The organism is Ectothiorhodospira mobilis (genome assembly GCF_900114895.1).
In the GTDB taxonomy this organism is placed as follows: domain Bacteria; phylum Pseudomonadota; class Gammaproteobacteria; order Ectothiorhodospirales; family Ectothiorhodospiraceae; genus Ectothiorhodospira; species Ectothiorhodospira mobilis_A.
The window spans coordinates 1-13605 of sequence record NZ_FOUO01000010.1 but is presented as its reverse complement, the minus strand read 5'-3'; the positions used below and the strand labels follow the sequence as shown (position 1 = coordinate 13605).

General features: G+C 65.6%; 10 protein-coding genes and 1 CRISPR repeat array. Of the genes, 1 reads left to right on the top strand and 9 read right to left on the bottom strand.

From position 1 onward, the window contains the following. Positions 1-23 precede the first annotated feature (23 nt). The 9 genes from BM214_RS08750 to BM214_RS08710 form a co-directional block, all read right to left on the bottom strand. Complete coding sequence (locus BM214_RS08750; RefSeq protein ID WP_090485814.1) at positions 24-1193, bottom strand: Card1-like endonuclease domain-containing protein; 1170 nt, start codon at positions 1191-1193, stop codon at positions 24-26. A 152-nt stretch (positions 1194-1345) separates the two neighbouring features. Further along, the gene (locus BM214_RS08745) at positions 1346-3535 is read right to left on the bottom strand and encodes a TIGR03986 family type III CRISPR-associated RAMP protein (protein WP_177217632.1); all 2190 of its coding nucleotides are present in this window, start codon (positions 3533-3535) and stop codon (positions 1346-1348) included. 4 nt (positions 3536-3539) lie between these two features. Further along, positions 3540-4004 carry a hypothetical protein gene (locus tag BM214_RS08740; RefSeq protein ID WP_090485808.1) on the bottom strand — a complete coding sequence of 155 codons (465 nt, stop codon included), beginning with the start codon at positions 4002-4004 and terminating at the stop codon, positions 3540-3542. After that, a complete protein-coding gene (locus tag BM214_RS08735) occupies positions 4004-5449 on the bottom strand; it encodes an RAMP superfamily CRISPR-associated protein (protein WP_090485805.1) in 1446 nt (481 codons plus the stop codon). Before BM214_RS08735 ends, BM214_RS08740 begins: the two co-directional genes overlap by 1 nt. Then, positions 5446-6954, bottom strand: a complete 1509-nt coding sequence (locus tag BM214_RS08730) for a hypothetical protein (protein WP_090485802.1) — start codon at positions 6952-6954, stop codon at positions 5446-5448. Before BM214_RS08730 ends, BM214_RS08735 begins: the two co-directional genes overlap by 4 nt. Then, positions 6951-7544, bottom strand: coding sequence for an RAMP superfamily CRISPR-associated protein (locus tag BM214_RS08725; protein ID WP_090485799.1), 594 nt, complete (start codon positions 7542-7544; stop codon positions 6951-6953). The genes BM214_RS08730 and BM214_RS08725 overlap by 4 nt, the downstream gene beginning before the upstream one ends. Beyond that, positions 7541-9151, bottom strand: a complete 1611-nt coding sequence (locus BM214_RS08720; RefSeq protein WP_090485797.1) for a Cas10/Cmr2 second palm domain-containing protein — start codon at positions 9149-9151, stop codon at positions 7541-7543. Before BM214_RS08720 ends, BM214_RS08725 begins: the two co-directional genes overlap by 4 nt. Before the next feature lie 28 nt (positions 9152-9179). Continuing rightward, on the bottom strand, positions 9180-9686 hold the full coding sequence (locus tag BM214_RS08715) for an SAVED domain-containing protein (RefSeq protein WP_090485794.1): 507 nt from the start codon (positions 9684-9686) through the stop codon (positions 9180-9182). A gap of 535 nt (positions 9687-10221) precedes the next feature. After that, positions 10222-10938 carry a hypothetical protein gene (locus BM214_RS08710; RefSeq protein WP_090485790.1) on the bottom strand — a complete coding sequence of 239 codons (717 nt, stop codon included), beginning with the start codon at positions 10936-10938 and terminating at the stop codon, positions 10222-10224. Between the two features lie 190 nt (positions 10939-11128). On the opposite strand from BM214_RS08710, the gene BM214_RS13010 reads away from it, so the two are divergent. After that, positions 11129-11260 carry a hypothetical protein gene (locus BM214_RS13010; protein WP_280521891.1) on the top strand — a complete coding sequence of 44 codons (132 nt, stop codon included), beginning with the start codon at positions 11129-11131 and terminating at the stop codon, positions 11258-11260. Positions 11261-11421: 161 nt separating this feature from the next. Then, positions 11422-13501: direct repeats of the CRISPR family, unit length 37 nt; unit sequence GTCTTAATCCCTTCTTCTTCAGGGAAGGTTTTCGGTC. Positions 13502-13605: the final 104 nt, after the last annotated feature.

Below are 13605 nucleotides of genomic sequence, written 5' to 3'. Positions count from 1 at the left end.
CCTATGGCCGGATGCCGGAGGGATCAGGCGCCGGCATCCTCCACCGAGGCCTTCCACTCCCGCACGATCGCGCGCAGCCGGGGCAACTCGTCGGGGCCGATGAGCCGGATCCGGTGCTGACGGGCGCGCTCACGCATGGACTGCGTGGGCGTACGCGCACTGACCATCCAGCTGGAACCGAAAAAGCCCCGCAGTTTGTCGCCGATGCTATCCAGCTTATAGAGCTGCTGATCGTCCAAGGCATCATCGCGGCCGTGGCGCAGGGTCTTGCACTCCACCACCAGCAGACGGTTGGCGTGGACCGCCACCACGTCCAACTCATTGCGGGCCCCGTCGGTGCCATCCCAGGTGCCCTCCACCCCAAGCGCGACGTCGTCGATTCCCTCGTCCCGGAGCCGGTGGTAGACGTACTCCTCCAGCCAGCCGCCGTTGAGGAAGCGAGCGTGCGCCTCGTCCAGAAAGGTTACGGCAGCCGCCCCCTCCTCCCAGTCCAGTAGCCCCTCATCGCAGAGCCAGCGCAGATTCTGGGCCCAGCGCCCCCGGGGCGGCGAATCAAAGGCCTGTTCATGGGCCACCAATCGGCCTTCCCGGTCCAGTGCCCGGGAGGCCACGCCATTCAGCGCACCCAGAAAATCGCCGTGATCCCGCGCAACCTCCGCCAGCTTCTTGGCCACCTGCTTGCGTTCGCCGGCCGCACGCCGCCAGTGCTCATCGGCGGAGACGGCGCTACGGTAGCGGAAGCCCTGAGCCCTAAGGCTGAGGGGCACGTCCAGGACCGGGGTCAGGGGGGTGGGTGACTCGGCCCGCTCGGATCCCACCGGCAGGTGCTCCAGGCGGCCGTGAGCGGTGTCGGTGTAGATCCGGCGGTGAACCGTGTCGCGGAGCATCTCCAGAAAGCCCAGCGCCATGAGCTTGTTCCCGCCGGTGAGGTTGAGGACCACCTCGTCCGCCTCGGGCAGTTGCTCCACCACCTCCAGAGCAAACTCGTGCAACCGGGGCAGTTCGGCATCGGGGGCATTCTCGAAGGTCTGTACGGAGATGCCGGCCTCCTCCTCGAGCTCTCTCAGGAGCCGGCCCTGCGCCTGCATGGCCGGCGTCACGATGAGGGCGGCATGCTCGGGCCGTTCCATGAGGGCCGGGATCAGGTTCCCGGCGAGCTGGGCCGATACAAGCTGGATGTGGAGTTGGGTCACGGGCGGTACTCCTTCTGCTCGGAATAGGGGCGAATGATCAGGGGTGCTCCCGGGGCTGCTCATCCAGTCGCTCGACACGGTAGGCCTCCAACCGTGCCCCGGCGGCTTCCTGATCCGCTTGCTGCGGGGTCCGAACCGGAACCTGATCCCGCTCACTCCAGCCAGCCGTAGACGTTCCGAATCAGTTTCTTCTGGGACCTTGGCGGGTCCTCGAGCAGGCCGCGCTTCTCCCAGAGGGCCTTGATGGCAGCTCTCACCGCCTCGCGCTCCTCGCCCTCGAGGCCGTTCCAGGCCTCCGCCAGGGTCTTGCCCCGGATGATCTCTTCGGGATCGCGGGCATGGTTCTCGGCAACCAGTCGGGGAATGGCCTCGTCCAGCCACGGATGACCGTAGTCGCCGGCACCACCGGAGCCACGGGCCTCGCCGCCCGTCTCCACGCCCAGCACCGCGGCATAGTCGGGGAGCACCGCGTGCGCATTCTTGGCGTCGCGGAACTCGTTGGTGCGCTCGTCGAGATGCAGGTGGCGCAGCTCGGTGCCGGTGGCTGCCTCGTACTGCGGGGCATTCGCCGGATCGGCCATGGCCACGAGGTTGGCGATCTGGCGGCAGGTGGACCAGGCACCGCCGCGCCGGCCGTGCTCCGCCTCCATGTGCGTCACGAAGGCCTGGCGGTACTGGGCCAGGATCGCCTCATCGACAGCGGGGGACCCAACTGCCGGATCATTGGGCAGCAGTTCGGAAGCCGCGGGGTCCACCTCCAGCCGGACCTGGCCGAAGCCGAAGGGCTTGCCCATGCCCAGGCCGTGGCGGAGCTGCTGATTCCCACCCCAGGTCATGGCCCAGAGCAGCGCCCCCAGCTCCGCCGGCCGCAGATTATGGAAGCGGATGCGACCGCGGAAGGTGGTGCCGGGCTCCAGGGGATGGAGCTTCACCTGGACCTTCCTGTTCTTCTGCTGTGTGTTGGTCACCTCCTGGACGGCGACCTGATCCGCCGGCCGCGCCGGATAGCGCTTGAAACCGCGGATCACGACATCCTTGTCCATGAAGGTGGCATACCCCTTCTTAGCGTCCTTGAGGCGCCCCCGCCCGTCGGACTTCTGAACAACATAATTGGGATAGAAGGTCGGCTTGGGTCCATTGAGGATGGTGGTCTGAGGCTTCATGGGGCGCGGATCGCCTTCGGCAGTCGCATACTCGCAGGTCACCCGCCCTCGCAGGGCGGCATCCTGCTCCGCCCCCACCGTCCCGAAGAGGAGGTCGGCCAGGTCGTAGCCGTGCCCCTCCCCGGGGAGTGCCAGATGCTCGGAACTGGTGTGCACGATGGCCTCGTGGATGCTGTTCTCGTAGGCCAGTCGGTACATGAGCGCCAGCCCCATGGAGGCGATCCCACCCTTTCCGTCATCGAGATAGAAGACCGGGATCCACGACTCCTTCCGCCACGCTTCCCAGTCATCGCTCTCGGCGTGGATGTGCAGAAAGTCCCGCCACACCGGTTCGGCGATCTCCTGTTCGGCGTCCCGGTCGCAATCGAAGAAGATGAACTCCAGGTGCTTGCGGCCGGGCTTTTTCGGATCCCGGGTAGATGGCTGCCCAGTGAATACCAGGGTGCCCTCGGTCTCCCCCGACCCCAGGTCCGTAGCCTTGCGGTAGACCAGCTTGTTGCCGCGACTATGGTCATGCGCCTTCTCGGGCTCCGGGGTAAAACGGATGGTCCGGTCTCCGGCGCGCCTGTGCCAGCGCTCGTACTTTCTCTTCGCCTGCGGTTCCCGTTTGACCGCCTTCCACCAATCGTCGCCGCTGAACCGCGCCAGGTCATCGTGCTCCACCCGGGCATACTGGCAGGGCGTAAGCCGCGGGCGGCCGGTCTCCGGGTCCAGACGCAGCCAGCCGGCCCGGGACTTCGGCCGGGAGCCGCCGCCCTTGTTCTCCGTCATCCGGTCGCCGTAGAAGGGACGGGCGCCGGAGGTCAGATCGCGGACGCTGAGTCGCTGATCGTCCACCATGCGCATGCGCCCAAAGCCGGCGATCTCCACCACCGAGCGCAGCATGCCCTTGAGGCTGGATCCCGGGATCGCGTAGGGACCATTGTCGCCGAGCCGGAAGGGGTGGACCTCGCCGGGAGCGCTCTCGGTGGCCGGCTTCTGAGGCCCGCCCACCAGGAGGGGGCTGTCGGCATGGAGGGTGAAGGCCAGAGTGCCGCTCACGCCGTCCCGGAACGGACGGTCGTGCCCGACCTGGGGGCCCCATTCCGGGGTGTGGACCCAGCCGGAGAGCGGTACGAAGTTGTAGGGGGCCGAGATGGCTTGCTCCTGCCCACCGCGATTGCCGTTTCGGTCTGCCATGACGCTACTCCCCCTGCTCCGCTTGCACATCCAACAGAATGGCCGCTACCTGCCCCGGACCGGTGGGTCCCTGCTCCCAGTAACGGCGATAGCACAGACACCCGCCGCCCTGCGCCAGCAGTTCCACCTCGTCACAGAGCCCCTCGCCGCCGTCCTGATGGCGATAGCGCACCAGGCGCCAGCCGCCGGCCCCGTCCTGGTGGACGGCGAGCGCGCCGTCGGGCAGCGTACCCTCGGCGGCCAGCAGCGTCCCCCATTCCGGGTTCGCCCCGGGCCAGCCATCCCGGAAGATCCCCTGGCCCGACTGGCACAGGCGCCACCCCCTGGCCGGGCCCAGCTCCGCAATCCGCGCCTCCAGGGCCGCCGGGTCGCTGAAGCTCTCTACTTCGGTGGTCACGTGGCCGGCTGTCATTGCGGGAAGCGCCCGCCGCTCGGCCAGCCGCTGATAATCCGCCAGTAGCTGTTCCATCACGCCGCCTCCATCGTCCGTTGTTCACCGTCCAGCCAGTGGCCCAGCGGCCCCTCCAGCCGGCCCCGGAAGATCCCGTTGCCGATGGTAGTCCGAGATCCCAGGGCCAGACGGCCCTCGCAGAGATCGGACAGAGCCCGTGACAGGGCCTGGCGGATGGTGTCGGTGTCCATGTCGAGTTCCGCGGCGTACTGCTCCAGCCGCCTCCGATCCAGTGTGAGTCGCAGGCGCACCTCGCCGCCCAGCAGGTCTTCCTCCTCGAACAGGACCCGGTCCCGCACCCCGCCGGTAAAGCGGTCGATGGCGTTGTGCATCACGCGCAGCCGTTCCGGCTCGGCCTCCACCCAGGCATCGTCCAGGGTGAGGCAGCCGGCCCAACCGGACTCGGTCTTCCCCTTAGTGTCCTGCTTGACGCTGCCGAAGAGCGCCGTCTTCTCCGGGGCCTCTGTCGCGGTCTCGTCCTCGGCCCAACGCCCGGCCAGGCAGTGGGCGTGGAAGACGAAGCGGTGCGCCAGCGCGCCCTTGATACCGCTGGCCGGGAAGAGAAGCGACCGCTCCTCGACCCGACCGGTCCCGCCATCCCAGCGGATCCGGCCCTCGGTCACCGGCAGGAGATCCGCCGGCTTTTCCTCGTTCGCTTCGGGGTCGGGTTCGCCCTGGCCGATCCGCCACGGCCCCTCCGGCTCTAGTCGGAGGGTCGCGGTGAGCCAGGCGTCCCCCGTCTGCGCCGCTGGCTGATGCTCGGACAGGCCCTCGGTATCGGCCAGACCCCGCCCCAGTGCGAGGAAGGCGGCCGCCTGTTCCCGATCCCGCCGGTCGAAGGTGCCGGCGTGACAGGTCACCCGCTGCAGGCGACCGAGGCCGGCCCGGGTGGCGCCGCCCGCGCGCAGACCTGGGTGTCCCAGCAGGCCGAGAAGCTGCTGCCACTCCTCGTCCGTCCCGCCGGCCAGGGTCAGCTCCAGGGCGAAACGGTGGCCGGCCGGCAGGATGGCCCGGTCGAACTTGCCGGTATCCGCAGCCGCCCCCCGTTCCGAGAGGCTCACCCGCTCCCGGGCCACGGGCTGTTCCACCAGTTCCGCCGCCGCCCGGAGGACATCATCCTCCCGCAGGCGCTTGCGATCGGCCCCCAGCAGCAATCCCTCCGCGGGCTGCCCCCGGCTGTCCAGCAGGGCGCCCCAGGAGACCGAAACGCGGGAGGGTGTCCCCTCATCCCCCTCCTGGTAGCCGAAGACGGCCTTCGCACTGTCTTCCCCGTACTCTGCCTGCCACAGGTGGCGCAGGACACCGGCCAGACTCGTCCCCGGCAGGGCGGGCAGGCCGTTGGCATCGGTGACCAGAGCGGTATCGAGGACGCTGTCCGGCTGGCCGGTGGTCACCGACAGCGGCGTCGCCGCCTCCAGGACCACCCGTGCAACATGGATCACGGGTTCCCGCATCGGATTCATTGTGCTGCCTCCTGGTCGGTGTTCTTCTCTGTCTCTTCACGGACCATGTGGGCCACTCGGGCGACGAGATCGGCTCGTTCCTCGCCGTCCAGGGTCCCGAACCGCTGTTCCAGCCACTCCGCGAGCGTCAGCCACTCGCCGCCCTCCGCGCCCGGCGGGATCACATCCTTCCAGCCCGCCTTCTCCATCCGGATCAGGGCATCCTTGCGCTGGAAGAGGCGTTCCATCAGGTCCGGGGGCCGGCGACGGGCCAACTGGCCCACCTGACCCCACTGACTGCGGGAGGGCCCGAAGCGCTGCCCCGCCGAGACGCCGGCAAAGCGCCGGGCCGCCGCGATCCGGCCGGCGATCTCCGCCGCGATCTCCCGGGCCATCCGATCCAGGCGCTCACCGCGACCACCGCTGATGGCCTCCAACCAGTCGAGCAGGGGATCGGCCGGGCGCCGGATTTCGTCCGCTCCGCCCGCTTCAGCGGGGGCGGTGAAAGACGGGTGCTCCCCGTCGAGCAGCGCCGGATTGGCCAGGATCCGGCCCAGGCCGCCTTCCCGGTACAGGCCGACGCCCGTCGCCAGGCGCTCCAGTGCCTCGGCCGAAGGGGGCTCGTCCAGGTCCACGGTGACAACGCTGCCGGCGACCAGTACCTCCCGCTCCCGGTCGTAGCCGCGACGGTGGGCATTCCAGGGGGCGTAGCGCCGGGAGCGGACAAAGGTCGCCCTCCAGTCCACCTTGCCGGGACCCAGCCCGAGAAGCGCCGGGTCGGGCTCCAGGGTGGGCTGCCCGGCCTCGTCCAGCAGGGCCAGGTCAGAGAGCAGCCAGAGCACCAGCCGCGTGCCCGCCTCGCCGGGTTTCGGCAACGGAATATCCACCGGCTCCAGCCGGGCACGGCCATACTCCGCCGAGCGGGAACGACCCAGCAGGCATTCGCCGTTAAGGACTGCAAGGGCCCGTTCCACCAGGGCTGGGTCCACGTCATCATCGGCATCGACCCGGGCCAGGAAAGTCTGGCCGCGCAACAGGGCGTCGTACCCAAACAGTTGCGAGTCCTTCGCCCGCCCCTTGTGGGGGTCGATGGCGGTCTTCAGCCGGAACTCCCGCTGCGGGCGCAGCCGCAGGCCGTCAGCGCGGACATAGCCACCGCGCAACTGCGCCGGCTGTCGGTCATTGCCAAGAGCCCGGACATGGCAAAAGTTGTATACCCGCTCGGGGTGCAGTCGGCCGTCGCCCCCCTCCGGTTTCTCCTCCTTGGGGTGATGCCAGGAGAGGGGCATCGGGCCGGCTGCCTCGTCACCGGCGGCCGGAAGACCGTCACCGAAGCGCACCTTACCCGAGTGGAACAGGGTGAAGGCGTCGGCCCGGTCCAGCTTGGCGTAGAGCCGGGCGGCCGCGGCCCCCAGCAGGGCCTGACCGGGCACCCGGTCGAGGCCCTCGTGTCCCCCCTCGGTAGCCGTGCTCGCACTGAAGACGCAGTCCTCTTCCAGCGTGATGCGGATCCCTTGCGTTCTCATGCCGTCTCCTCCTTCAGACTCAGGACCGCCCGGCCCAGGCCACGCTGGCGCTGCGCACCGACGGCCCGGATCAGGGGCAGGACCTCCTTCAAACGTTCCTCCCAGTCCGCGGGGCCCTCCCCCTTCACCGGCGCGATCCGCGCCTCCAGGGCCAGGGGCACCGAGACCTCGATCCCGCGCAGGGTGTGTTTCGCGGCGGTGCCGGACTCCGGGTCGACGGCGGTGCTGTGCAGGATCCGGAACAGTCCCGGGCGCAGGGCACGGCCGTCCTCAGTGCCCGACAGCCATGCCGCCGTCTCCGACGGCAGGGTGGCGTCACTCACCCGCAGCGCGCCGGCGGCCGGTACGGTTTCGGTCTCCTCATCCCGCTCGCCGAACAGCGTCGCGGCCAGCCCCTCGTACCCGGGCCATTGCCAGACACCGGCCGCGGCCACCGCCTCGCGCAGCAGCCCCTTGAGGTGACGGCCCGGCAGCACGGGCAGTCCACCGCTGTCGCGCTGGACCAGGGCATCGGCCACCGCTCCGCTGCCGACGCCGCCGCCGGAATGCCAGTAGCCCCGAAGTTCAATATGCAGTCGTGCGCTTCTCATGCCGTCTCCTCCCGGCGTTCATGCTGTCCCTGACCGACCCGACCTCTGCGGCTGCCCACCGCCTTCAGGGCCAGGACGTCACCCAATGGCGTCTTCCGCTCCTCGGTGCCCGACCCGAACGGCAGTTCACTGGAATCGGGTTCGAAATCCGGCACCAACCGCTTCATGTACGAATCGAAGTCATCGAGTACCGGTCGCTGCTCGGGATCCCTGCGCGCAACCTGCCGCCAGCGGCGGTAGCGAATGGCCGCCTGGGAGGGGTCCATCCCGATGAGCGTTAGAAGCTCCCGGGCGGCACCGCCGGCCATGGCCGGCCGTTCCATGACCTCCTGCAGCCCCATCAGGTCCTCCAGCTTGGGCAGCTCGCGGCCGGCGGCCGGCCCGATGGCATAGGCCCCCAGGGTCTGACGGTAGCGGACCCCTTCCCAGGTATCGGTGAGTTCCCGCGCCAGCACTGCGTCGTAGTCCCCCGCCAGGGCCGTCGTCACCCGGTGGAAGGCGACGGTGCTGACCACCGGGTCCGCAGCCTTGCCGTCACGCTTGGCATGGTCAGTAAGATCCTCGGCCAGCTCGTGGGCCATGGAGAAGGGCTGGGAGGCGCGCATGAAGACGCAGCCGGCACCCACCGTCAGGGCCTCGGGCAGGTCTTTGCCGGTGATCCCGGCCTGTGCCAGATCAGCCAGGGCATCCCGGCTGGCCGCCTCGAAGGCCGAGGCAAAGCGCTGCAGGAAGGGCAGGGCCAGATCGGCGCGCACCAGAAAGGTGATGTCATCCCCTCCCACCACGATGGGACGGGCCGGCAGCATGCCCCGCTCGTCCTGCTCGGAAAGCAGTACCTCGGCGACGGCGGTCTGCACCGCGCTCTCCGTGGTACGACTGATGGCTGCGGATAGCTGGGTGAACAGGTCGGGGAAGCGCTCCGGATCCCGGTCCGCCGCCCTGCGCGCATTGCGCAGGAGCTGGCCGAAGCCGTTGCCGTCGGCGTGGAGCAGGGCCACCGTGCGGTCCTCGCCCCGGAAGGGGAAGTCCTTCTCCAGGTCCAGGGGCCAGTTGCGCCAGCCGAGGTCGGCCCCTGCCGGGCCGATCCGGTTCACCAGACCGGCCCGGGATGCGTCCGCATGCCTCTTGCGCGCCCGGGTGGCCGCATCCACGGGACCGTCCTTGTTGTCCCAAGCCACGGCGGCCCCCCCGGTGCGTCGGCTGCGGGTCGCGACGGGCGGCGTGGCGGGTCGCTCCGGTCGCAGCCGTCCGCCCTGCCCCTGCATCTCGTTACGCGCCGCATCGAAGGCTTCTAGGGGGGTCTGCCCCGTCCCCGAACCGGTCTCGAAACGCAGCCCCGGCGCGTGCTGCTGGACCGCCAGGGCCCAGAGATCGGCCAGCCGCCGGAGCGGCCCCGGCTCCTCGCTCAGGGCATAGATGGCCCCGCCGGCCCGGCGGGAAAAGGTGATGGCCTCCCGCTCCTGCATGGCCTCCAGGACATCGTCGAGGAGTTCGCCGGTCAGCGACTCGACCAGCTCACTGCCGCCGACGATGTCGCGCAGCCGTCCCGAAGAAAAGAGATACCCCTGGATGGACTTGGCCTCGAACAGCCAGGCATTCCATGTCATCGCGCATGCTCCCGATTGCGCCCCCGCACTAGATGTGCCGAAGGGGGCCGAAGTTGATGTATTCGCTGTGCTGATGCTGGTAGATGAGTACGCGGAACTGGTTGGAGAGTTCGGCTCCGACGGTGGCCGCCGCCACGGCGGGGCCGGCATAGAAGAGGTGAACGGTGTCGCAGCCGGCAAGGCCGATCTCGGCAAGCTGCTCCCGCAGTTCCCGCACGAAGCCCGGCATGTCCTCAGGAGACAGGCGCTCCTTCCGGTGGATCCGGAAATGGCGTTCGTCGGGAATGGCGCCAAGCTCCGCATCCTGGGTGGCGAAGCGTTTAACGGCGACGTCGGTATCCCGATCGGGCAGGAGATCCACCTCAAGGATGGCCGCCCGGCTTCCGGTCTCGTGCCGGGCCTCCTGGAACCAGCGCTGATGGCGCCGGCGCCGGCCCATGGTCAATTCGTAGTAGGTAAGCAGGACCGGGATCACGGTGAGGATCCCGATGATGATGCTGGTCCAGTCCAGGACCCCGTAGAGGGTTTCGATCACGGTTCTTTTTGTCCTTGTTCAGCCTCGGCGCAATCCTGCCATACTTGCCCGTATTCCCGCTCCCCCTTACCGGATGATACCCCCCGACCGGACCCGCGGTGTCGGACCCTTACGCCCTCGCCCCCCCCCGGGGATGTGCCTATTTGTGCTTGCGCAGTACCCGGTACAGGGGCGCGGTCATCGACGGGGAGGCGTCTCTCCGTCGCCTCGAAGTCTTAATCCCTTCTCTTCAGGGAAGGCTTTCGGTCAGACCGACCGCACGGGTGGTGATCGGCCCGCGTCCGATACAGCGACGGATTGGGGTTCCCTGAAGCAGGAATCCGGTGGAGAGCCCTACGACCCGCAGTGGAGCGGTGGCCGGGACAGTCGTACAGGCGGCCATCTGGAACCGGGGGAGCATCCGAAGGATCGGGGCGGCTAGTACCTGATGCACCGGATTTCGACCTCGCAAGCGGCTCGGATACCGGGCCCCGATCGAGGTCTTAATGAGCTCTTTACAGCGGCAGCGCGCCGCATGATGGGGCGTTGCTTGCGGTTATTCGTTGAATTCAGGATACCAGAAATCATCCTGTATAAGTCTCTCATGAAATTCATCATCTTTTGTCTTTTCCATCGCTTCCTCTTGCAGATACCGAGAAACCACATCGTCCAGGGCATCCCACAGCTTGGCATAGTCTTCAAAGAAGGCTTCCCGGTCCCTGCGGCGCATTTCAGTGAGCGTGGCGTGCAGCTCGAAGACGAGTTCGCGGATGGCCCGGTCCCGTGCCCACTTGTCCTTGTATCGTGAAAGCGCCTGTGCGGCTTCCTCGATCCAGTTCATGGGGTCATCGGGCACCTGGGGCTGGGGTTCCCATCCCCGTTCCCGCTCGATCAGGTCTTCCAGATCATCCTCCGGCTCGCCGCTGGCCTCGATGGCAGGCGGATGCCGGGTCGTGTCGGCGGGGTCATGCGGATGCTCCAGGATCACGCCCTGAAAGTCGTGCAGCAGGGCGGGCACATCCACCGGGTCGGGGATGGTCTTCAGGCGGGTGCCCAGGGTCAGCCACGGGGTGCTCTCGGTCTGCACCGGGTGGAAGCGGACCCCCTGGCCTTCCTCCAGGGCGGCGTACCGGCCCAGGTGCAGGCAGCGGCCCAGCACGCGGGCGCATACGCTCACCCGCAGGCGCTCGTTGTCGGTCTCGCTCGGCTCTGCCCGGAGACTCAGCGGGGCGTACCCCGGCGGGCGAATCCTGAATTGACGGATACTGTCCATTACGGGTTCCTCCTGTCGGCCTGTATCTCACCACTTTGCGCGAGATAAAGCCCCTTCAGCCATGCATGCAATCTGCCACTCTTCCAGGATTGTAGAGCCTATAATAGCCAACAAATCTCCGATTTTTTCAACCGGGTCACGACGCGCACAAACGTGCTAACCTTACTACGAATACATCACGAGCACCGCAATGAGTGATCTCTCCCTTACGATCATCGTAACCGGATTCGCTGTGATCCTGGTCTCCTATGGCCTGATCCGGCTTGGCAAGTGGTTCGACCAGAACCGCGACAAATTCAAGCAGATGAAACACAAGCACTGAGTGCGCCCCGGCGCACGCCCGATCCACCCAACCCACCGCGTCCCAGGCGCGGTGGGTTTTTTGTGCACGCAACTCCCTCCGAAGCAACCGCTTCCATTGCAAACCGAGGGAGAAACATCATGTCCCACCTATCCTCCGGCGTATTGCTACGCCTCGATGGAGTCTTAATCCCTTCTTCTTCAGGGAAGGCTTTCGGTCGGCCCGGGCGGACGAAGTATGCCCGGGCCTCCCGTCTTAATCCCTTCTTCTTCAGGGAAGGCTTTCGGTCATCTGGACCCCGAAAACCTGGCTTACCAGCGGAGGTCTTAATCCCTTCTTCTTCAGGGAAGGTTTTCGGTCCCGGGAACTACGGCGCCTATCGCTATTCCCCGGCGTCTTAATCCCTTCTTCTTCAGGGAAGGTTTTCGGTCTACCGTTGGAGGATTTCTCGGTCTAAGCCCCGATGTCTTAATCCCTTCTTCTTCAGGGAAGGTTTTCGGTCCGTCACCCCCGAGGAAGTATTCGAGGCGTATTGGTCTTAATCCCTTCTTCTTCAGGGAAGGTTTTCGGTCTAGCCGTTCGCCCCGGCGCGGTTCCCGCGCCGGGTCTTAATCCCTTCTTCTTCAGGGAAGGTTTTCGGTCCCGTCTCCATCCCGACTATATAGATGAAAACTCGTCTTAATCCCTTCTTCTTCAGGGAAGGTTTTCGGTCTGATAGGGAACAGCATACCGTCAATCCGTTTTGGGTCTTAATCCCTTCTTCTTCAGGGAAGGTTTTCGGTCCTCGGGGTGCGGGTGGAGCCGCCCCCGCCCCGAAGTCTTAATCCCTTCTTCTTCAGGGAAGGTTTTCGGTCTCCGGCGTAGTGCGATCCTGCGCACCCTGCCCACGTCTTAATCCCTTCTTCTTCAGGGAAGGTTTTCGGTCCCCGATTAAAGAGGAGGACAGCGACAATGAACGGTCTTAATCCCTTCTTCTTCAGGGAAGGTTTTCGGTCGTAACAGCCCCGGAAGACCACCCCCATCAGCGGGTCTTAATCCCTTCTTCTTCAGGGAAGGTTTTCGGTCCACCTCCTGCTAACCGCCCGGGACGGGTATCTGTCTTAATCCCTTCTTCTTCAGGGAAGGTTTTCGGTCGATCGTAACATGAGTAACCGCATGAACAGTTTGTCTTAATCCCTTCTTCTTCAGGGAAGGTTTTCGGTCCCCGGACGTGGCCAACCCGGTGTCTGAGTCTTGGTCTTAATCCCTTCTTCTTCAGGGAAGGTTTTCGGTCGCTGGAGATTGACGGCGAAACTATGGCGCTGACGTCTTAATCCCTTCTTCTTCAGGGAAGGTTTTCGGTCGCCCACCTCCTGCTAACCGCCCGGGACGGGTATCTGTCTTAATCCCTTCTTCTTCAGGGAAGGTTTTCGGTCAGAATGACCATGAGTACCGAAAACGTCACCGTCGGTCTTAATCCCTTCTTCTTCAGGGAAGGTTTTCGGTCTTTTGTTGCTATCCTCATTTGTGTCTCATCCACCGTCTTAATCCCTTCTTCTTCAGGGAAGGTTTTCGGTCGGTACGTAGGGACGAATGCCGCCCCATGACGTACGTCTTAATCCCTTCTTCTTCAGGGAAGGTTTTCGGTCGGAGGAGAACTACCATGTCAAACGACACTCTCGAGTCTTAATCCCTTCTTCTTCAGGGAAGGTTTTCGGTCCGCGATCAAGGCGGACGCGGAAAAGGCACTGGGTCTTAATCCCTTCTTCTTCAGGGAAGGTTTTCGGTCCGCGTGGTGGCCGATGGGGTGGGGGCCAGGGCGCTGTCTTAATCCCTTCTTCTTCAGGGAAGGTTTTCGGTCGCTTTTTCCAGTGCGGCCCCTACTGGGGGGTGAGTCTTAATCCCTTCTTCTTCAGGGAAGGTTTTCGGTCTAGCAGCCACCGTAGAGGCGCTGTTCGATCGCGGTCTTAATCCCTTCTTCTTCAGGGAAGGTTTTCGGTCGGTTCTGCGAGTTGACCTGCTGGCCGAAGAAGTCTTAATCCCTTCTTCTTCAGGGAAGGTTTTCGGTCGGGGAGCATCCCCGCGGATGCTCAGTTAGAAATCGTCTTAATCCCTTCTTCTTCAGGGAAGGTTTTCGGTCCCAGGTGTCCGCAGGGGGGCCGAGCAGCCATCTGCTGTCTTAATCCCTTCTTCTTCAGGGAAGGTTTTCGGTCACCAGCTAACAAGCCAACCAACTTAGAAACCTAGTCTTAATCCCTTCTTCTTCAGGGAAGGTTTTCGGTCGCCGGAGGCCCCCCCCTGTCAGGATAAGTGTCGTCTGGTTTGATAGAGTATTTAAAACACCCAGGGGGCGAGAGAGGAGCGCCCAAGATGCCACGATATCCTGA